The organism is Amycolatopsis sp. VS8301801F10, assembly GCF_046195355.1.
Taxonomy (GTDB): domain Bacteria; phylum Actinomycetota; class Actinomycetes; order Mycobacteriales; family Pseudonocardiaceae; genus Amycolatopsis.
Window position 1 is genome coordinate 6,056,983 of the sequence record NZ_CP176065.1, and the last position, 17,992, is coordinate 6,074,974.

General features: G+C 69.9%; 18 protein-coding genes and 1 pseudogene. 3 read left to right on the forward strand and 16 right to left on the reverse strand.

The genetic code is table 11. The features are described from left to right. Positions 1-5: 5 nt before the first annotated feature. The 3 genes from F9C11_RS28610 to F9C11_RS28620 form a co-directional block, all read right to left on the reverse strand. On the reverse strand, positions 6-1,295 hold the full coding sequence (locus tag F9C11_RS28610) for an ArsB/NhaD family transporter (RefSeq protein WP_409180457.1): 1,290 nt from the start codon (positions 1,293-1,295) through the stop codon (positions 6-8). A gap of 31 nt (positions 1,296-1,326) precedes the next feature. Then, a complete protein-coding gene (locus F9C11_RS28615; RefSeq protein ID WP_409180458.1) occupies positions 1,327-1,773 on the reverse strand; it encodes a CBS domain-containing protein in 447 nt (148 codons plus the stop codon). 378 nt (positions 1,774-2,151) lie between these two features. Continuing rightward, positions 2,152-2,547, reverse strand: coding sequence for a DUF6010 family protein (locus F9C11_RS28620; RefSeq protein ID WP_409186990.1), 396 nt, complete (start codon positions 2,545-2,547; stop codon positions 2,152-2,154). Between the two features lie 601 nt (positions 2,548-3,148). Between F9C11_RS28620 and F9C11_RS28625 the strand changes: the two genes are divergently transcribed. After that, the gene (locus F9C11_RS28625) at positions 3,149-3,577 is read left to right on the forward strand and encodes a DUF6292 family protein (RefSeq protein WP_409180459.1); all 429 of its coding nucleotides are present in this window, start codon (positions 3,149-3,151) and stop codon (positions 3,575-3,577) included. Between the two features lie 9 nt (positions 3,578-3,586). Here the strand turns inward: F9C11_RS28625 and F9C11_RS28630 are convergent, their stop codons facing one another. The 4 genes and pseudogenes from F9C11_RS28630 to F9C11_RS28645 all read right to left on the reverse strand — a co-directional run bounded on the left by F9C11_RS28630 (position 3,587) and on the right by F9C11_RS28645 (position 6,136). Beyond that, complete coding sequence (locus tag F9C11_RS28630) at positions 3,587-4,132, reverse strand: hypothetical protein (protein WP_409180460.1); 546 nt, start codon at positions 4,130-4,132, stop codon at positions 3,587-3,589. A 109-nt stretch (positions 4,133-4,241) separates the two neighbouring features. Then, the gene (locus F9C11_RS28635; protein WP_409180461.1) at positions 4,242-4,829 is read right to left on the reverse strand and encodes a TetR/AcrR family transcriptional regulator; all 588 of its coding nucleotides are present in this window, start codon (positions 4,827-4,829) and stop codon (positions 4,242-4,244) included. 158 nt (positions 4,830-4,987) lie between these two features. Next, a pseudogene (locus tag F9C11_RS28640) lies at positions 4,988-5,119 on the reverse strand (acyl-CoA dehydrogenase family protein); the annotation flags it as partial. Positions 5,120-5,143: 24 nt separating this feature from the next. Continuing rightward, positions 5,144-6,136, reverse strand: coding sequence for a helix-turn-helix transcriptional regulator (locus tag F9C11_RS28645; protein ID WP_409180462.1), 993 nt, complete (start codon positions 6,134-6,136; stop codon positions 5,144-5,146). Positions 6,137-6,222: 86 nt separating this feature from the next. On the opposite strand from F9C11_RS28645, the gene F9C11_RS28650 reads away from it, so the two are divergent. Further along, a complete protein-coding gene (locus F9C11_RS28650; RefSeq protein ID WP_409180463.1) occupies positions 6,223-7,440 on the forward strand; it encodes an FAD-dependent oxidoreductase in 1,218 nt (405 codons plus the stop codon). A gap of 7 nt (positions 7,441-7,447) precedes the next feature. Here F9C11_RS28650 and F9C11_RS28655 read toward each other — a convergent pair whose 3' ends face one another. The 9 genes from F9C11_RS28655 to F9C11_RS28695 all read right to left on the reverse strand — a co-directional run bounded on the left by F9C11_RS28655 (position 7,448) and on the right by F9C11_RS28695 (position 17,155). Further along, positions 7,448-7,951, reverse strand: a complete 504-nt coding sequence (locus F9C11_RS28655) for a hypothetical protein (protein WP_409180464.1) — start codon at positions 7,949-7,951, stop codon at positions 7,448-7,450. 45 nt (positions 7,952-7,996) lie between these two features. Continuing rightward, positions 7,997-8,725 carry an alpha/beta fold hydrolase gene (locus F9C11_RS28660; protein ID WP_409180465.1) on the reverse strand — a complete coding sequence of 243 codons (729 nt, stop codon included), beginning with the start codon at positions 8,723-8,725 and terminating at the stop codon, positions 7,997-7,999. Positions 8,726-9,069: 344 nt separating this feature from the next. Then, complete coding sequence (locus F9C11_RS28665; RefSeq protein WP_409180466.1) at positions 9,070-9,660, reverse strand: TetR/AcrR family transcriptional regulator; 591 nt, start codon at positions 9,658-9,660, stop codon at positions 9,070-9,072. 124 nt (positions 9,661-9,784) lie between these two features. After that, complete coding sequence (locus tag F9C11_RS28670; RefSeq protein WP_409180467.1) at positions 9,785-10,600, reverse strand: ABC transporter ATP-binding protein; 816 nt, start codon at positions 10,598-10,600, stop codon at positions 9,785-9,787. Continuing rightward, a complete protein-coding gene (locus F9C11_RS28675) occupies positions 10,597-12,423 on the reverse strand; it encodes a dipeptide/oligopeptide/nickel ABC transporter permease/ATP-binding protein (protein WP_409180468.1) in 1,827 nt (608 codons plus the stop codon). The genes F9C11_RS28670 and F9C11_RS28675 overlap by 4 nt, the downstream gene beginning before the upstream one ends. Beyond that, the gene (locus tag F9C11_RS28680) at positions 12,420-13,361 is read right to left on the reverse strand and encodes an ABC transporter permease (protein ID WP_409180469.1); all 942 of its coding nucleotides are present in this window, start codon (positions 13,359-13,361) and stop codon (positions 12,420-12,422) included. Before F9C11_RS28680 ends, F9C11_RS28675 begins: the two co-directional genes overlap by 4 nt. Before the next feature lie 75 nt (positions 13,362-13,436). Further along, positions 13,437-14,960 carry an ABC transporter substrate-binding protein gene (locus F9C11_RS28685; protein ID WP_409180470.1) on the reverse strand — a complete coding sequence of 508 codons (1,524 nt, stop codon included), beginning with the start codon at positions 14,958-14,960 and terminating at the stop codon, positions 13,437-13,439. A gap of 172 nt (positions 14,961-15,132) precedes the next feature. Then, positions 15,133-16,110, reverse strand: coding sequence for a methyltransferase dimerization domain-containing protein (locus F9C11_RS28690; protein ID WP_409180471.1), 978 nt, complete (start codon positions 16,108-16,110; stop codon positions 15,133-15,135). Between the two features lie 88 nt (positions 16,111-16,198). Beyond that, a complete protein-coding gene (locus F9C11_RS28695) occupies positions 16,199-17,155 on the reverse strand; it encodes an aldo/keto reductase (RefSeq protein WP_409180472.1) in 957 nt (318 codons plus the stop codon). 86 nt (positions 17,156-17,241) lie between these two features. On the opposite strand from F9C11_RS28695, the gene F9C11_RS28700 reads away from it, so the two are divergent. Next, complete coding sequence (locus tag F9C11_RS28700) at positions 17,242-17,964, forward strand: SDR family NAD(P)-dependent oxidoreductase (protein ID WP_409180473.1); 723 nt, start codon at positions 17,242-17,244, stop codon at positions 17,962-17,964. The last annotated feature ends 28 nt before the right edge of the window (positions 17,965-17,992 follow it).

The following is a 17,992-nucleotide window of genomic DNA, read 5'->3' on the forward strand; positions in this document are numbered from 1 at the left end:
AGAGGTCAGAACGCGAAGTACCGCAGCCACAGATACGGTGCCGCGACCAGCACGGTGATCAGCGTGACCACCGCGCCCTTCTTCGTGAACTCCCAGAACGAAATCGGCGCCCCGGCCCGCGCGGCGAGTCCCAGCACCACCACGTTCGCGCTGGCCCCGACCGCCGTCATGTTGCCGCCGAAGTCCGCGCCGAGCGCCAGCGACCACCACAGCGCCTCGGAATGCGCGGGGTCCGGGATGTCGTGGGTCAGCGCGAGCACGAGCGGGCTCATCGTTGCCACGTAAGGGATATTGTCGATCACGCCGGACAGCAGCGCGGACACCCCGAGGATCAGGAAGACCGCCAGCAGCGCGTTTCCGCCGGTGGCTCCGGCGGCGAGCTTGGCCAGCCAGTCGATCACGCCGGTTTTGACCAGCGCGCCGATCATGATGAACAGCCCGGCGAAGAACAGCAGGGTTTCCCACTCGACGCCGTCCAGGTACTGCTTCGGCGGCGTACCCGAAAGCAGCACGAGCAGACCCGCGCCGAGCAGCGCGACCACCGACGGGTCCAGGTGCACCACCGAATGCAGCACGAATCCGGCGAACACCAGCAGCAGCACGACGCCGGATTTGACCAGCAGTTTCGGCTGCCGGATCGCCTCGCGTTCGTTGAGCGCCATGACGTCGGCGACGCGCTGCGGGTCGACGGTGAACGAACCGCGGAACAGCCACGGCAGCACCAGTCCCAGCACGACGAGTTCGAGCGCGACGATCGGCGCGAGATTGAGCAGGAAATCGTTGAACGCCAGCCCGGCGCGACTGCCGATGATGATGTTCGGCGGGTCGCCGATCAGGGTCGCGGTGCCGCCGATGTTGGACGCGAGGACCTCGGCGATCAGGAACGGGACCGGGCTGATGTCGAGCCGGTCGCACACCAGCAGCGTGACCGGGGCGATGAGCAGCACCGTGGTCACGTTGTCCAGGAACGCCGAGGCCACCGCGGTGATCAGCACCAGCAGCAGCATGATCCGCAGCGGCGAGCCCTTGGCGCGCTTGGCCGCCCAGATCGCGACGAATTCGAACACCCCGGTGCGGCGCAGGATCCCGACGATGATCATCATGCCGAGCAGCAGGAACAGCACGTTCCAGTCGACGCCGGTGTCCTCGGAGAAGAACGCGTCGGCCGATCCGCTGACCCCGGTCGCGAGGATCACGCCCGCCCCGGCCAGCGCGGCGGTCATCTTCGGGATCTTCTCGGTCGCGATCAGGACGTAGGCCACCACGAACACGACCACCGCGATCACCGTGCTCACCGGCGGACCGCCTGGTTCAGTCCCGCCCGGCTCAGCGAGGCGTCAGCGCGTGCTCCAGCAGCCGCGAGGCGGACACCACGCCGAGCAGTGTCCGGTCCCGCAGGACCGCCACGAGCGGGCACCGCAGCCGGGCCATCGTCGCGGCGACCTCCACGATCGTGTCGTCGGCGTCCACCCTCGGCAGCTCGCGCGGTTCGTCCGGCAGCAGCTCGCGCACCGTACGGCCGCCGAGCTTGTCCGCGACGCGGTCCGCCATCGATTCGCTGAGCACCCCGGCCAGCGACGGATCGTCGCGCACGTAGGGCGGGACCAGGAACTGCACCACGTCGGAGGCGGGCAGCACGGTGTGCGGACACCCGGACGCTTCGGTCACCACCAGCCCGGGCAGCCGGTGCTCGGCCAGCAGGCGCGCGGCCGCCAGCGCGTCCGAGTCGAGATCGACGACCGGGAACTCCTCGGCCAGGTCCGCTGCGCGCATGCCCCCAGGCTACGGCGAGCCGGGCGGCTCCGCTGGACCTCGTGATTTCTTTCCGCACGCCTGACGCGGCCGTCAGCGTCATCGGACTCCTCGGGGTCGACCGGACCGCCCGTCGCCCGGCTGGGCACGGGCAGGCCGACCAGACTTCCCGGCACACCACGCGTAAAGATGCCGCAAAGACCGGCCCGGGGCAAACCAGGCGGGGTCGTCAGAACGGGTGGCCGCGCCGACCCAGCGGTGATAGGCGGCCGCGTCGCCGGTGCGCCCAGCGGCTGGACACAGATCACCTCGACCTGCGGCGCAAGAGGCTTGAGCACCTGCCCGACCCGATGGCCAGCGCCCCTCCGCCCAACGCGAGCAGTGACGCGCTCACGGTTTTCAGGCGACGGAGACCAGTTTCGCACGAGCTTCCTTGACCGACATTCCGCCGGTGAAGCACCAGGCGGCGATCACCGGGTCGCAGATCGCGCAGCCGAGCGACGAGGTGTGCGCGAACGGCAGGATCGGCATGCCCTTGAGGTGGTGCAGCACGTCGAGAGCCGTGTGCAGGAGCCACGCGACGCCGATGAAGGGCCAGGATTTCAGGCCCCGGTAGGCGCAGTAGGTGACCGCGGCGGTGAAAACCAGTTCCACGGGACCGAAAGCGCCGCTGCTCAGGTAAGCGGCTCCCGCACCCGCGACCATGATCGCGTTGAAACTGCGGCGGTGCGGTTCGGCGAGGAAGGAGTTGAGCAAGCAGTAGGCAATGCCGATGAGAACGGCCGAAATGATGATCACAGTCCGACGCTAGGACGGCTGCCCCGCGCGCATAACCGGGCGGCGAGCCAAGTTTCGCCGGGTTCTTGCCAACGGGGCCAATCGGTTCAGTTCGTCACCGCTTCCGCCACTTCTCGCCCAGGACTGCGGCCACTCCGCGGCGCAGGCTCGACGGCGCCACCCGGGTCGACCGCCCCAGCCGCACACAACGCCGAACGCACCTCCGGCACTCGCAACGGCTGCGTCAGCACCGCGCCGACGAGACCGAGGGTCACGCCTTCGAGCAGCGCTCCAGCGCGTAACCGGCGCGGAGGTGGTCCAATCGCGTGCCGTCAACCCCAGCACCTGCGCTTCGGCGAACGTCCAGCCGCGGCAGCTGTCTTCTCCATCGCGGGCACTCCGGTCGTAGCGAACTGCCCGAGCCAACCCCTGCTGTCCAGGTCGCCGCCGCAGGGCACGATTCGGTCCACAGTGGACCAGGTCCCTCCGTCCACAACGGCCGGAGCAGGTGACCTTCGGCCCTTGTCCCGCCGCCGCCCCCGGGAGCAGCCTGAAGCGGGCTGCCGAAGGCTTGGCCGCCGCGAAAAACGGCGGGCCGGGGCAGCGGAAACGAGAGTCGATGACCGTCCAGTCGCTGACCACCGACCACGAATACCGTCTGCTCTGCGGAATGAGCGCCTACCTCGACGCGGTGAGCGCCGCGGCCGGGGTCGGGCCGGAGTCCACCACGATGGACCTCGACGCGCCGATGTCGGCCTACCTCGCGCTCGACGGCAGGCTCGCCGTCCATCCCGGACGCGACACGGCGCTGGTCTGGGACGAGCGGCACGGATGGTCGTTCACCATCGAAACCCACTCCGGCGAGGACCTGCTCGTGGTGGCCTACCTCGGCGGCGAACTGGTGCCGTCCCCTTCCCGCGTCCGGGAATTCGTCCGCGCGGTCCACGCCCGGACCCGGCGCGCGTCGCCGCCCGCGCCGCCGGACCTGAGCGGGGACCGGGACGATCTGCTCGGCCTTCTGCTTGACTACCGGGCTCCGCACCAGTGACGCTCGACGTCAGCTCTCCGAAGGCGCGCGGCCCAGCCGGATCGCCGAGACCAGGAAGAAGATCCCGCCCAGCACCGCGTATCCGGCCACGGCGGTCAGCGACGGGTTCGGCCCGCCGGCGCTGAGGACGAAGTTCGCCCCGGCCAGCACGGAGATGCCGCCGCTGAGGATCATCGGCCACTGGCCGCCCATCCGGCGCCTGCCGACCGCGACGATCAACTGGACAAGTCCGGCCACGACCGCCCAGGCGCCCCACACGCGCAGCACCGCGGGAACGCCGGACGCGCTGGCGATCGCGAGGCCGATTCCCGCCAGCAGGCTGATCGCGATGTTCACGAACAACCCCGCGGTCCGGGACGAACGCACGTCCGCTACCGCGGCGGCGACGTCGAACAGCGGATACGCGACGACCAGGACCACCCCGAGCGGGCCGAAGTGCGACTTCGTCGTGAGGAACAGCAACGCGGCCCAGACCAGGGCAAAGCCGAACCGCACGAAATACAGGCGGCGCAACGGGGCCGCGGTTCCGGCGGCGGGCTTGTCAACGATGGTCACGGTGATCCTTCCAAGCTCAGGTAGAACGAACGTTCTGTCTCCCTCTGAGCCTGGCGGCCCGCCCGGGCAGCGTCAATGCCGAACGGTCTTTCCGAAGTCTTACGACGAGTTACTTCGCCGCGGAGCCGAGACGGAACCGCAGGATGCCGTCGACGCCTTGGAGGAACGTCTCGCCGACCTCCGCCGCGTCCGTGAGACAGCCCGACGCCATCGCACCGTCGCGCAGCAGCACGAAATGCCGTCCCGCGGGCTCCGGCGGTTTCGAACCGATTTGTGCGAGCAAGTCCGTGACCGTGCGCAGGAACCATTCGCGGTGCGCGAGGACAGCTTGGTGGACCGGATGTTCCGGGTCCGGGTATTCGGCTGCCGCGTTGAGGAAGGCGCAGCCGCGGAAGTGCGCCGACTGGATGCTCTCGGCGATCAGTTCGGCGATGGCGCGCAGCGCGTCGGCCGCGGGCGGGTTGCCGGCGAGGATCTTGCCGATCCCGTCGCGCTCCATCTCGGAAACGCCCCGCAGATACGCGACGACGAGGTCTTCCTTGCCCGGGAAATGCCGGTACAGCGTGGCCCGGGTGACCTTCGCCTCCACCACGAGCCGGTCGATCCCCACCGAGTGGAGGCCTTCGGCGTAAAAGATCCGGGTCGCGGTCGCGAGCAGCCGCGACCGCGCCTCGGAGACCTGGACCTTCTGCGCCACAACGACGACGCTAGCAGAGAGAACAGCCGGCGCTGCCCGGTCAGCTGGTCGCGGCGGCGAGGGGCTTCGGTGTTTCGTTCCTTGCCGCTGGCCGGCCCGGGGCAGCCAGCCGGACGCGGCACGATGCCGACCGCGGAGAAATACCGTTGTTTGCACATGAACGTCTCCGTCCTCGGCTTGCCGCCGGAGTCCAATTCGGACAGTGCGGCGTAGGTCATGGCGCGGACGGCGTAGTACGCGGTGGCCAGGTCCGCGATCTTGTGCTGGATCGACTGCAGCGCCGCGAGCGGGCCACCGCGCCGACCGGAGCGGGTTCACCGCAGTCCTGACCTGGCCCACCGCTGGGCGAGCCGTCGGCAGGCTTCCCGGAGTCCGGCCGGGCGGACCTCGGTGATTTCGCTGTCGAACGTGGCCAGGATGCCCGCGATCCCGGCCCACGACCAGGCACCGAGCGTGAGCCGGGAGTGCTCCGCGTCGAGGTGTTCGACGACGGACCCGCCCGGCGCCCAGCGAGCGACGACGTCCGCCGGGAGCGAGAGCCGGGCGGAGCCGGTGCACGGCCACTCCGCCGGGGTGTCGCCGCGGTCGTGCGTGCGCATCACGAACTGGGCCAGGTCTTCGGCCGGTAGCTCGCGGGCGGTGAACTGCGCGGTGGTCGGCCGCGGGCGCAACCGGTCGACGCGGTGCACCCGCCATCGACGGTCGGTGCGGTCGTAGCCGACCAGATACCACCGCGCGGCCCAGACGACCAGATGGTGCGGTTCGATCCGGTGCGCAGGCCGAAAGTCGGCGTCGCCGGGGTCAGCGCGGGTGCCGTCCGGGCGCAGGACCTCGGCGATCAGCACCCGACGCTCCCGCACCGCGGTTCCGACCGCGGTCAGGGCCGCCGGGTCGATCGGTGGTCCGGGGAATTCCCAGTAATTGCGCAGCCGGGTCAAGCGCAGGGATTCCATCGACGCCCGCAGCGCAGGCGGCATCACCTGATGCAGGGTCGCCAAGGCCCGCGACGCGTCGTCGCCGAGCCCGAACATCGTGCTGGGCGCGGTTTGCAGCGCCACCGCCACCGCGAGGGCCTGGTCGTGGTCGAACAGCAACGGCGGCAACGTGTTTCCGGCACCGAGCCGGTAGCCGCCGTCGGGACCGTGCACCGTCGCGATCGAATAGTCGAGCCCGCGCAAGGTTTCGATGTCTCGGCGGACGGTGCGCTCGCTGGCCTCGAGCCGCGCGGCGAGTTCGCGCAGCGGCCACACCCGCCCCGACCCCAGCAGAGACAGCAGCCGGAGCGCCCGGTGCGACGTGTTCGCCATGGACCCATCCTGTACTGGCCACTCGGTGTCCACTACTCAGGGCAGGCTGAGTTCCGTTCCCAGAAAGAGCGGAAGGACAGTCAGGCATGCGAGTGGTTGTGGTCGGCGGCGGAATCGGCGGGCTGGCGCTCGGCGCGGGGTTGCGCAGCCGGGGATTCGAGGTGACGGTGTTCGACCGCGACACTGACGTGACCGCCACCGGCGGCTACCACCTCACCTTGGACGACCGGGCGCAGTCCGCGCTGGCGGAACTGGTGGAGCCGAAGATCATGCAGCGGCTGCTCGCCTCGGGCTCGGCGCTGCGGCTCCGCGAACGAGACGCGTTCTGGGACCGCCGCGGCCGGCTTCTCGGCCACGGCCCGGATCTGAGCGCCAGCGCCAGCGTGGACGTCGACCGGATCACCCTGCGCACCCTGCTGGCCGAAGCGGTCGGCGATGACTTGCACCTAGGGCAGACCGTTTCCGGCGTCGGCTACGACGGCGACACACCGCAGGTGCTCTTCGCCGACACCGCTGTCTCGGCCGACCTGGTGGTAGGCGCGGACGGCGCACACTCGGTCGTCGCCCGGCACCTGGCAGGCGGCCCGACGAACCGCCCGGCGGGCATCGTCGGCTTCTCTGGCCGTACCCGCCGCCAAGACCTGAGCCCGGCCGAACAGCAACGCCTGCGCTCCCGATCCGGCACCGCCATCGCACCCCGCGGAGCCGCGCTGTACGTCGGTTTCCTCGACCCGGTAGGCAACGCCGCCCTCGACGCTCCCGAACTGCGAATGTCCGTCACCACCGGCCCCACCTACATCTGGGGCGCGATGCTCCCCGAATCCGCCGCGACCGACACCCTGCGCACCCTCCGCGGCGGCGAACTGCAGACCGCGATCCTGGACATCTTCCGCGAGCGACGCTGGTCCGAGCACACCCTGGAGGTGATCGCCCAAGCCGACCCGCAAAGCGTCGCCGCGTTCCGCTTCAACGCCGCCTCCACTCGCGCGGCCGATCTCGCCCCCTGGCCGGCCGGCCGGATCACCGCCCTCGGCGACGCCGTCCACGCCACCCCGCCGACCGCCGGAATGGGTGCGGGAGCGGCCATCCGCGACGCCGCCAGCCTGGTCCGGCACCTCGGCGAGTGCGACCCCGCCACCGCCGTCGGACGGTTCGAAGCCGAGATGCGGCAACGCGGAAGCGAGGTCCTGACGTTGGCGATGAAGACCGTCCGCTGGATCCTCGCCACCGACACCGCACTCGGAGCCGCCGCCACCGCGGTCGGCACCCCGATTCTGGCCGCAGCCGCCCGCCTGCGCCGCTGACGGCGGTTCAGCTCTGCGCCTCGCGCAGCAGCCGGACCGCCTTCGGACCGACGCCGTGCAATGCCAGCAACTCGGCGTCGGTCCACTCAGCGGTCTGCGCCAACGTGGTGATCCCGGCACCGTGCAGTGCGCGAGTCGCCGGACTGCCGATCGCCTTGGGCAGGTCGCCGACCTCCCCGGCCACCGCGGCCCCGGCGGCAGCCACCGGAGCAGCCAGCCTCTTCGGCGCGCGAGCCAGCCAGGCCCGGCGCACCCAGTAGTTGAGCTGCTGCCCGTTGAGGTCCTCGATCGGAAACCGCACGCCAGCCCTCGCCACGCGCCGCGCCGTCGGATGTTGCGCGCGCATTTCGTCCACATCGGACGCGGTCATCCGGAGCACGACCTGGCGATCCGGCCGCAGGGCGGCGAACTCCTTGCCCTGCACCGTGAACGCGACCGTACCGTCGACGGCAAGCTCGGCCGTTTCCGGATAGGACAGGGCGGTTCTGCGGAGCTGCGCCGGTGTCGTCATGCGCTCCAGGCTGGCACGACCGCACCGCGGAAGCCATTTCGGGGCTCACCCCTGAGCGGCCCCGAGGAAGTCGAACACCGCCTCCCGGAGTTCAACCCCGACCAGCGCCCCGCGGTGATCCCCCGCGACCTGCCGCCACCGCGCGCCCGGCACCTGAGCCACGAGCTGCTCGATCCCGTGCGCCATGAAGTCCTGCCGCCCGGAGAGGAACAACGTCGGCACCCGCGGCACGCCCGCCCCCGGATCGAACGGCTCGCGAGCCAGCCCCTCCACGAGATTGAGCAGCGACTCCGCGTCCCCCGCCGCCGCCATCGCCGCGATCGCCCCGGTCAACGGATCCTCCGGCGACGGCCCGCCGCGAACAGCCGCCCGGGCAGCCACGAGATCGACCGCCGCGAACGGTTCCCGCGGACTCAACCCGCCCAGCACCAACCGCCGCACGGACGCCTTGGGATGAACCGCGAGATCCCACGCGAGCCGCGCCCCGAGCGAGTAGCCCACGACGTCGACCTCTTCCGAGCCGGCGCATTCGGCCAGCGCGTCAACCACCCGCGTCGTGCTCACCTCCTCGGCCTTCGCGACCTTGGGCCCGCCAGGATGCCCCGGCAAATGCACCACGACCGTCTCCCGCCCGGCAGCCGCCAACGGATCGGCCCAGTACTCGGCGGGCCAATCAGACGTAGCCGAAGACGCGAACCCATGAATCAGCACAACCGGAGGCCCGGCGACAGGACGACGGGAAAGCGTGCGAGTAACCGGAAACGCGGAAGTCATTCTCCGAGCGTAGACAAAACCAGCCACCCGGTCCAGAGTTCCGCAAGGCCACCTTCACCGAATCCGATTCCCCCCACCACCAGCCGAGGCCCGCAAGGGCCACCTCACGACCCCTGACTCCCCTCACAGCCCTAAAACACCGCACCACTGCACCCAAAAAGCGAGGCACCCAGCCCCTCCCCCGCCCCCGATACAAAGCCGCCCTGCGGTTCGGGGGTGCTTGTCAAGGCATCTTTCCCGCCTTGACAAGCACCCCCGAACCGTCAGCACAATGAAAAATCGGGGTGCCCCACGCAACCCATCAAGAGCAATGTCGCCGCCAGGCGACGAGCCGAACGAGAACCTCAATCCCCAATCCGAGCCATCAACCCGTCAATATAAGCCCGATAACGCCCAGCAACCTTCCCCACCGGATGCATCAAAGACGTGACATTAGCCCCAATAGAAACCGCGATAATCTCATCCGCCAACACCCCGATAACCGGCTCATCAGCCGCCTCCCCCTTCCCCCGGGCAGCAGCGATCCGCACCGTCAACTCCGCCCGCCAGCTATCGAGCAAATCCCGATACTGCCGGGCGAGATCCGGATTGGCGACGGAATGCTCCCACAACACCAGCAGCACCCGAGCCGACGCGATCTGATGCTCGTCGAACGGAATAGCCGCCTCGACAAATCCCCGCAACGACTCCTTCGGACCCAATGAAGGATCCAATTCCGACATCCGCTGCGAGGTCTCCTGCAGCACGCTCTCGAACGTGGCCGCGATGATGCTGTCCTTGCTGGGAAAGTAATGCTTGAGGGCACCGTTCGCGAACCCGGCCGCCGTCACGATGCTGCGCATCGTGGCAGCCTCGAACCCGCCCTCGATGATCAGCTTTTTGGCGACCTCGACGATCTCCCGTCGGCGCTGGTCGTGATCGATGACCTTCGGCATGGTTACAGACTCTAACCCGTATTCTCCCGCGACGGAGGTGGCCCTGCTCGACCGCCCGCGGGAGCGGCGAGCCCGGAATCCGGGCACGGCGGCAAGCCGCGACCCGGGCGAACGAACGGAGCGCTTACCCCAGCCCCAGCCGAGCCGCCCGTCTCTCCGCCTGCCGCGCGGGATCGGCCACCGGGGCGGCCAGCAGCAGCCGCCGCGTGTACGGATGCTCCGGGGTGCGGGTGACCGAAGCCGTCGGCCCGGATTCCACGATCTCCCCCTGGTACAGCACCGAGACCCGGTGGCAGATCCGGTGCACCACGCCCAGGTCGTGCGAGACGAACAGGTACGACACCCCGGTCTCGCGCTGCAGTTCGAGGAACAGGTCGAGGATCGTCGCCTGCGTGGTCAGGTCGAGCGCGCTCACCGGCTCGTCGCACACGATCAGCCGCGGCCGCCGGACCAGCGCCCGCGCGATCGCGATCCGCTGCCGCTGCCCGCCGGAGAACTCGCCCGGATACCGGTGCACCGCGTCCGCGGGCAGCCGCACCCGGTCCAGCATGTCCGCGACCACCGTGCGGGCGTCCGCGCGCGACGTTCCCGCCACCAGGAGCGGTTCGGCGAGGACCTCGCCGACGGTCATGGTCGGGTCCAGCGAACCGTACGGGTCCTGGAACACCACCTGGATGTCGCTGGCCAGCCGCCGCCGCGTCGCGCCCCGGGCGTGGGTGATGTCCTCGCCGTCGAAGGTGATCCGGCCGGACTCCGGCGCGGCCAGCCCCAGCACGGCTTTGCCCAAAGTGGACTTCCCCGACCCGCTTTCGCCGACCAGCCCGACGCATTCGCCGGGCTTGACGTCGAGCGAAATCCCTTTCAGCGCCCGGAAGCGCACCCGGCGGCTGAGCCGGTAGTCGACGACCAGGTCCTCGATCGCGAGCAGCGGAGCCGTCATCGCCCGGCCTCCTCTCCGGCCGCGTGGGCGAGGCCGCGCCGTTCCCAGGCTTCGTCCAACTCGTCCCGTCCTTCGGTGTCGTCCAGCGACGCGCTGATCAGCTCGGCGGTGTAGGGGTCCTCCGGCGCGCGGAAGATCCGTTCCACCGGCCCGGTTTCCACGATCCGGCCGTCCTTCATCACCACGACGCGGTCGCAGATGTCCGCGACGACGCCGAAGTTGTGCGTGACGATCACCAGCGCCATCCCGTACTCGGCCTGCAGTTCGCGCAGCAGCTCCAGCACCTCGGCCTGCACGGTCACGTCCAGCGCGGTCGTCGGCTCGTCGGCCACCAGCAGCGACGGCCGCCCGGCCACCGCGCCGGCGATCAGCACGCGCTGCGCCATGCCGCCGGAGATCTGGTGCGGATAGCTCGCCATCACCCGGTCCGGATCGGTCAGGCCGACCCGCTCCAGCACCTCGCGCGCCCGCTTCTTCGCCGCGGCCTTGTCCAGCCCGTGCACGCGCCGCAGCGGCTCGACCAGCTGGTGCCCGATCGGGTAGCACGGGTCGAGGTTCGTCATCGGTTCCTGCGGCACGTACCCGATCTCGCGGCCGAGCAGTTTCGCCCGCGCCGCCGCGTTCCCGGCCTCGCGCCCGCCGACCCAGATGCCGTCCGCGACCGCGGTCCCGCCCGGCGGCAGCAAATCGAGCACCGAGAACACCGTCTGCGTCTTGCCGGAGCCGGATTCGCCGACGATTCCGAGCACCTCCCCGGGCGCCGCGTCCAGCGACACCCCGCGCACGACCTCCTTGACGCCCTTGTCGGTCGCGTAGCCGACCCGCAGGTTCTCGATCCGCAGCGCGCAATCCGCCGCCGCGTGCTCGTGCGCGCCCGAAGCGCCGCCACTGCCCAAGGCGTCCGGCGAAGGAGCCGCCAGCGCCTCCCGCACCCGGGCCCGGCCCCGGCGCGTCGGCTGTTCCGCGCGGATGCTGACCAGGTCGGCGAGCGTCGAGCCGATGAACGCGAGCGCGGCGATGGTGACGCCCAGCGCGATCGACGGCCACAGCAGGATCAGCGGATACGTCAGCATGTTCACGAAGCCGTCGTTCATCGTCTGGCCCCAGCTGGGCGTCGAGGCCGAGCCGATGCCGAGGAACTGCAGACCGGCCTGCATGCCGATGGCGAGCCCGGCGGTGAGCGCGGTCTGCACGATGATCGGCGCGTACACCGCGCGCAGCAGGTGCGTGCGCAGGATCCGCAGCGTGCCGACCCCGGCCACGCGCGCGGCGTCGATGTAGGGCTCCCGGCGCACGGTCAGCGCGCGGGCGCGGGTGATCCGGTAGTAGCCGGGCGAGAGGAACACGCCGAGCGCGATCATCAGCACGGTGAAGTCCTGGCCGGTGCCGGCCGCGACGACCAGCAGCACGATCATCCCGGGCACCGACTGCAGCGCGTCGCTGATCCACGAGCAGATCCGGTCGGTCGCGCCGCCGAAGTACCCGGCGACGACGCCGGCCGGGACGCCGAGCACGATCCCGGTGACGCAGGTGATCACGCCGCCGTACAGCGTGGTCCGCGCGCCGTAGAGCAGCCGGCTCAGGATGTCGCGCCCGGCGGAGTCGCCGCCGAGCAGGTGCCCGTTGCCGGGTTCGGCGTGGGTGAGCGCGAAGTCGACGTGGTTCGGGTCGTAGGGGGCCAGCCACGGCGCGAACACCGCGGCCAGCACGACCAGCGCGAACACGGCCAGCGCGACGACGCCGACCGGACGGCGGAAGTACCGGCGCAGCAGGGAAATCCGCTTCACCGGGGCGAGCGTGGCGGGGAACGGGGCAGCGGTCATCGGTCGCGCACCTTCGGGTTGACCCACCCGAGCACGAGGTCGAGCAGGAAGTTGACGATCACGACGAACACGACGGTCACCGCGGTCAGGCCGAGCAGCACCGGGATGTCCCCGATCTGCGACGCCGATTGCGTCAGGCTGCCGATCCCGGGCAGGTTGAACACGATCTCCACGACCACCGCGCCGCCGAGCAGGCCGACGAACATCAGCGCCAGCACGGTCAGCGCGGACGGCGACGCGTTGCGCAGCACGTGCGTGGTGACCCGGCGCGACGACAGGCCGCGTGCCCGCAGCGTGCGCACGAAGTCCTGGTTGGCGACCTGGAGGAAGCCGTTGCGCAGCTGTTCGGCTATCATCACGATCGCGCCGAGCGACAGCGAGATCGACGGCAGCGCGATCGAGCGCAGCCAGCCGGACACGGACTGGTCCGGCGACACGTAGCCGACCGCGGGGAACCACTGCAGCTGGATCGCGAACCAGGTGACCAGCACGAGGCTGACCCAGAACCCGGGCAGCGCGAACAGCACCACCGAAGCCAGCTTGAGCACCCGGTCGACCACGCCGCCGGGGCGCAGGCCGCAGACGACCCCGACGAGGACGCCGAGCACCGCGGCGAGCAGCGTCGCGGCGATCACCACCGACAGCGTCACCGGCACCCGCAGCGCGATCTGTTCGCCGACCGGCTGGAAATTCCGCCAGGAAGTCCCGAAATCGCCGGTCGCCGCGTGCGACAGCCAGTCCCAGAACTGGACGAGCAGCGGCCGGTCGTACCCGATCTGGGCGCGCAGCGCCGCCTGCTGCGCGGGGGTCGCGCTGTTGCCGAGCAGCCCGGCGGTCGGGTCCCCCACCGCCGTGTGCGCCAGGAAGAACGTGCCGCTCGTGACGAGCACGAGCAGCAGGATCCCGGACACCAGGCGTTTGACGATGAATGTGAGCATGTTCCGGCTCCTCCCCGGGGCGGGTCCGTCCACTGTGGAGTCTTCGGGCGGACCCGGCCCGGGACGACGGGCGCGTCAGCCGCGCTGGATGAACCGCAGCGTCGGGAACATCATGCCGGTGATCGGCGTGACGGTGATGCCCTTGACGCTGAAGTAGAGGTTGTCGGCCTGGTACCAGACGTTCCACCAGGCGAGGTCCACGAGCTTCGTGTTGAGCTGCTTGAGCGCCGCGGTCTGCTCCGGGCCGGGCGGGGCCTGTTCCGCCTTCTGCACGAGCGCCTTCACCTCCGGGAAGGCGTCCACCGACGGCTTCGGGTTGTACCACTGCGAGGACGTGACCTGGTCGGTCAGCGTCGCCATGTCGTTGCCGTCCATCGCGATCACCGCGAGGAACATCGGGTACGTCGGCGCGTTCTTCTGGTAGTCCGGCATCGACATGTTCTGCCAGTCGACCTTGATGCCCAGCTGGCCGAACGTCTGCTCGGCGGCGGGCTGCCACGCCTGGAAGATCGTGGACATCGGCATCTTCAGGCCGAACCCGTTCGGATATCCGGCTTCGGCGAGCAGCTGCTTGGCCTTGCCGAGGTCGGTCTTGTACTTGCCGTTGCCCGCCGGGTCGTAGACCGCGCTGCCGCTCGGCCACAGCTGGTCGGTGACCGTGCCGGCGTCGTTGCCGACTGCCTTGAGGATTCCGGCCGCGTCGAAGGCGTAGGAGATGGCCTGCCGCACGCGCTGGTCGCCGAGCGCCTTCACCTGGCTGCCGGTGCGGTCGGCGAACTGCACGCCCACCCACGACGCCGGTTTCTTCGCGACGTTCCAGCCGTTCTGCTGCGCCTTCGGCAGGTTGGCCGCGTTGGCGAACTGGACGTTCAGCTGTCCGGACAGCATCGCGTTGAAGCTGGCCGCCTGGTCGGTGATCGGGAACAGCCGCACGGTCGGGAACGGGTAGGTGGCGCTGTCCCAGTGCTTCGCGCGCTTTTTGAAGACGTACTGCGACTGCGGCTGCGAGGACGCCTTGTCGAAGGTGTAGGGGCCGGAGCCGTCCGGGCCGTTGGCGAGCGAGTTGGCCTTGATCGCCTTGGGCGAGGCCATCCAGCTGCGGCCGAGGCCCATGAAGTACAGCAGCGCGTCGTCGCGTTCGGACAGATGGAGCACGACGGTGGAGGCGTCCTTCGCCTCGACGCTCTTCACGTCGATGTAGGCCTGGCCGGACCGGGTGCCGGACTTGAGGTGGTTGAGGTTCTCGACCGCCGCGGCGGCGTCGAACTTCTGGCCGTCGTCGAACGCCACGTCGTCGCGCAGGTGCATGGTCAGGGTCAGCCGGTCGGCCGACCAGTCCCACGACTTCGCGAGCGCGGGGACCGGCTTGGCGTCCTTGTCCAGGGCGACCAGCGGGTCGTAGACCGCGGACAGGTACGGGCCGTCGAAGCCGATGTCGGCGTTGGCCGGGTCCCACGACGTCACGTCGAGGAACACGCCCGCCTTCAGCTCGTCGGTGCCCGCGCCCGCCCCGGCGGCGCCCGAGCCGGTGCATCCGGCGATCGCGAGCAGCGCCGCGGCGGCCGCCGCGAACAACGCCGCTGTCCTTCTCCTCGTCATTGAGTCCCTCTCTCAGGGTGCTGGACCGCCGGCGGGAACGCTGCGCGCCCCGCCGGGAACGGCGGGCCTTCGAGTGCGGCCCGGCTCGCCGTGGTGCGGGATAGTCTACGATTGTCGGATAAAAAATCAACGGGCCGGATGCGTTCGTTATGTCCCGGCCCCGGCGCCGTTTTCAGACGGCGTCGGCAACCAGAACGCGCGGGCTTCCGGGCAGTGCGAGAACATCGCATACGCGCCATCCTGCACCGTCCAGCCATTCGCGGACTTCCGCCTCCGGATAGACGACGGTTCCGTCGATCACGAAGTACTCCCCCGCGTGCAGCGCGTCGATCGGGCGCTGCCGTTCGTCGTCGTCGAGGAAGAAGTCCAGCAGCAGCAACGTAGCGCCGTCCCCGGCGGCCGCGCGCGCGTTCGCCAGGATTTTCCGGTTCTGCTCCGCGGTGAACCGGTGCACCACGTGGTTCACCATCACCAGATCGTGCTGGCCGCCCGGTTCCGCGGATTCGGTCGGCGCGGGGTCGATGCTCGCGCGGTCCGCGCATCCGGCCGCATTCATCGCGTCGGCGATCCCTTGCGTGGACTCGGGTCCGAAAACGAAACGGGCGGTCAGTGCGGGATTCGCCCGCAACGCGCCGATCGCGAATTCCGGCGACAATCCGCCCAGATCGAGCAGGCTGCGGTAGGGCGAGAAATCGAATGCGCGCGCGAGCATCGACGCGTGCAGCGCGTTGTAGCGCATCACGCCGGCCATGAAGGTCGCCCAGCGGCCCTCGTCCATCTGGAGGTCGCCGGGTTTGCCACTGTCCACAGTGGTGTCGAACTGGAGCCAGTGGCCGTAGCTGATTTCGTTGAGGAAGGTCAGGAACGGTGCCAGATCCGTAGCGCCGTCCCCGCCCAGGTACTCCCGCGCGTCCTCGGCCAGCGCGTAACGGCCGTCGGTGCGCTCCAGCAGGCCGCGCGCGTTCATCGCGTCGGCGAGGATCCGGGTCAGCTGCTCGCCCTTGCCGGTGGCGGCGGCGAGTTCCGCCGCGGTGCGCGGACCGTCGGCGAGCGCGCGGAACAAGCCGATCCGCGAGGCGGCGAACAACTGTTTCGCGCCCATGTACCCGATGGCGATGTCGACGATGCGGTCCGGCGCTGGTTTCGTCATGTGGCGGCTCCTCACGGCGTCGGGGGTGCCTCTCCGGGCACCCCGGGGAGCTTTAGTCTACGCACGTCGACAAAAAACACCAGCCCCTTCACCAGGTTCCGTCGGCGGCGACTTCGCGGTCGAGCCACAACTCCTTGGTCAGTTCGCGAATCCGGTCCGCGCCGACGCGCCTCAGCAAGGCGATCCCGCCCGCGTTGTCCTCCAGCTGCGACTGCCGCGATACGCCCACGAGAACGTTGGCGGTCGCGGGATTGGCCAGGCAGAAGGCAATTCCCAGCTGCGCGGGCGACGCGTCGAGTTCGGCGGCGATCCGTTGCACGGCCGGCCAGGCGGCGGCGATTTTCTCCCGGATGCCGCCGACGTCCGCGCCGATCTTGCGATTCGGCTTCACATTCCCGACGAGCAGCCCGCCTTCGAAAATGTCCGACGCCTGCAGCGTCAGCTCTCCGGAAGAGAACAGCGACGCATAGAATTCGCCCTCGGCCATCGACCGCCGCGCGAGCCCGTACTTCAGCTGCGCGAAGGACGGCGGCGCAACGCCTTGTTTGCGCGCAATGGCAATAGCCGTGCGGAGATCGTCAATGCGCCAATTGTTCACGCCCCACGCGCGGAACCGGCCAGCTTCCATCTGTTCGGCGACGTCCGCGACGACCCGCTCGAGGTCGATTTCGCCGAAGTAGTCGCCGACCACGACCAAATCCGCCGATTCGACGCCGACGCGTTCCAGCGAGGTGTTCATCTGCTGCGCGAAGCCGACGTTCGGGTAGTCCCAGAGCCAGAGTTTCCCGCAGTAGAGCCAATCTTCGCGAGCGAGACCGGCCTCGCGCACCGCGCGGCCGAAGATCTGGTCGGTCGTGGAGCCCTCGGCGTGCGGGCCCATGTCGTAGTGCGCGACGTCGAAGAAGGCGAGCCCGAGTTCGGCCGCGCGGGCGATCAGCGCGACCGCGTCGCCGAACTCCATCCGGTCCCAGGTGTTCCACGAGCCGAGCGACAACGCCGGCACGCGCGGGAACGCCGGGCCCAGTCCAGGTCGATCCGTCGCCACGATTCCTCCTGCGATTCCAGGGATTTATTTTCTACGCTTGTATACTATAAGCCCGCGAACCCCGCTCCCGGCGAAAGGAAACGACGATGCCCGCTGCCCGTACCGTGCTGATCACCGGAGGCGCCGGCGGCATCGGCCGCGCGATCGGCGCCGCCTTCGCCCAGGCCGGCGATTCCGTCGTGCTCGCCGACCTCGACGGCGCCGAAGAAGCCGCCAAACCGCTTGGCGGGCGCGGAATCCGGCTCGACATCACCGACGAGGCGGCGATCTCCGCGGCGCTCGACGAGGCCGGTCCGGTCGACGTCCTGGTCAACAACGCCGGTCTGCTCAGCGTCCACGGCCGGTTGCTGGACCTGCCCGGCGCGGACCTGCTGCGCATTCTCTCGACCAACGTGCACGGCACGTTCCTGATGACGCAGCTGGTCGCCCGCCGGATGGTCGAGCGCGGCGAACCGGGCGTCGTGGTGAACCTGTCCTCGATCGGCGGACGGCAGCCGACGCCGGGAATGGGCGGTTACGAAAGCAGCAAGGCGGCGGTGGACGCGCTGACCCGCTGGGCGGCAATCGAGTTGGCGGAGCACAGGATCCGGGTGAACGCGGTTGCTCCCGGCCCGGTCGCGACGCCGATGCTAGCCGCCGCGATGCCGCCCGGCTCGCCCGCGCACGACGCGTGGGTCGCGCGGATCCCCGACGGCCGGATGGCCTCAGTCGAGGACGTCGCCGCGGCGGTGGTATTCCTGGCGAGCCCGGCCGCCGCGCACATCACCGGCACGAGCCTCCCGGTGGACGGCGGCCAGCTGCTCACCTGACCTGGCTGTCCGTGCGCTGTCCGTGCGG

Excerpts from the sequence above, each read along its gene's own strand:
- F9C11_RS28645 (WP_409180462.1), bottom strand. The coding sequence starts at position 6,136 with ATGGCGAACACGTCGCACCGGGCGCTCCGGCTGCTGTCTCTGCTGGGG.
- F9C11_RS28625 (WP_409180459.1), top strand. The coding sequence starts at position 3,149 with ATGACCGTCCAGTCGCTGACCACCGACCACGAATACCGTCTGCTCTGC.
- F9C11_RS28670 (WP_409180467.1), bottom strand. The coding sequence starts at position 10,600 with ATGACGGCTCCGCTGCTCGCGATCGAGGACCTGGTCGTCGACTACCGG.
- F9C11_RS28680 (WP_409180469.1), bottom strand. The coding sequence starts at position 13,361 with ATGCTCACATTCATCGTCAAACGCCTGGTGTCCGGGATCCTGCTGCTC.
- F9C11_RS28700 (WP_409180473.1), top strand. The coding sequence starts at position 17,242 with ATGCCCGCTGCCCGTACCGTGCTGATCACCGGAGGCGCCGGCGGCATC.
- F9C11_RS28615 (WP_409180458.1), bottom strand. The coding sequence starts at position 1,773 with ATGCGCGCAGCGGACCTGGCCGAGGAGTTCCCGGTCGTCGATCTCGAC.
- F9C11_RS28665 (WP_409180466.1), bottom strand. The coding sequence starts at position 9,660 with ATGCCGAAGGTCATCGATCACGACCAGCGCCGACGGGAGATCGTCGAG.
- F9C11_RS28650 (WP_409180463.1), top strand. The coding sequence starts at position 6,223 with ATGCGAGTGGTTGTGGTCGGCGGCGGAATCGGCGGGCTGGCGCTCGGC.
- F9C11_RS28655 (WP_409180464.1), bottom strand. The coding sequence starts at position 7,951 with ATGACGACACCGGCGCAGCTCCGCAGAACCGCCCTGTCCTATCCGGAA.
- F9C11_RS28690 (WP_409180471.1), bottom strand. The coding sequence starts at position 16,110 with ATGACGAAACCAGCGCCGGACCGCATCGTCGACATCGCCATCGGGTAC.
- F9C11_RS28660 (WP_409180465.1), bottom strand. The coding sequence starts at position 8,725 with ATGACTTCCGCGTTTCCGGTTACTCGCACGCTTTCCCGTCGTCCTGTC.
- F9C11_RS28675 (WP_409180468.1), bottom strand. The coding sequence starts at position 12,423 with ATGACCGCTGCCCCGTTCCCCGCCACGCTCGCCCCGGTGAAGCGGATT.
- F9C11_RS28685 (WP_409180470.1), bottom strand. The coding sequence starts at position 14,960 with ATGACGAGGAGAAGGACAGCGGCGTTGTTCGCGGCGGCCGCCGCGGCG.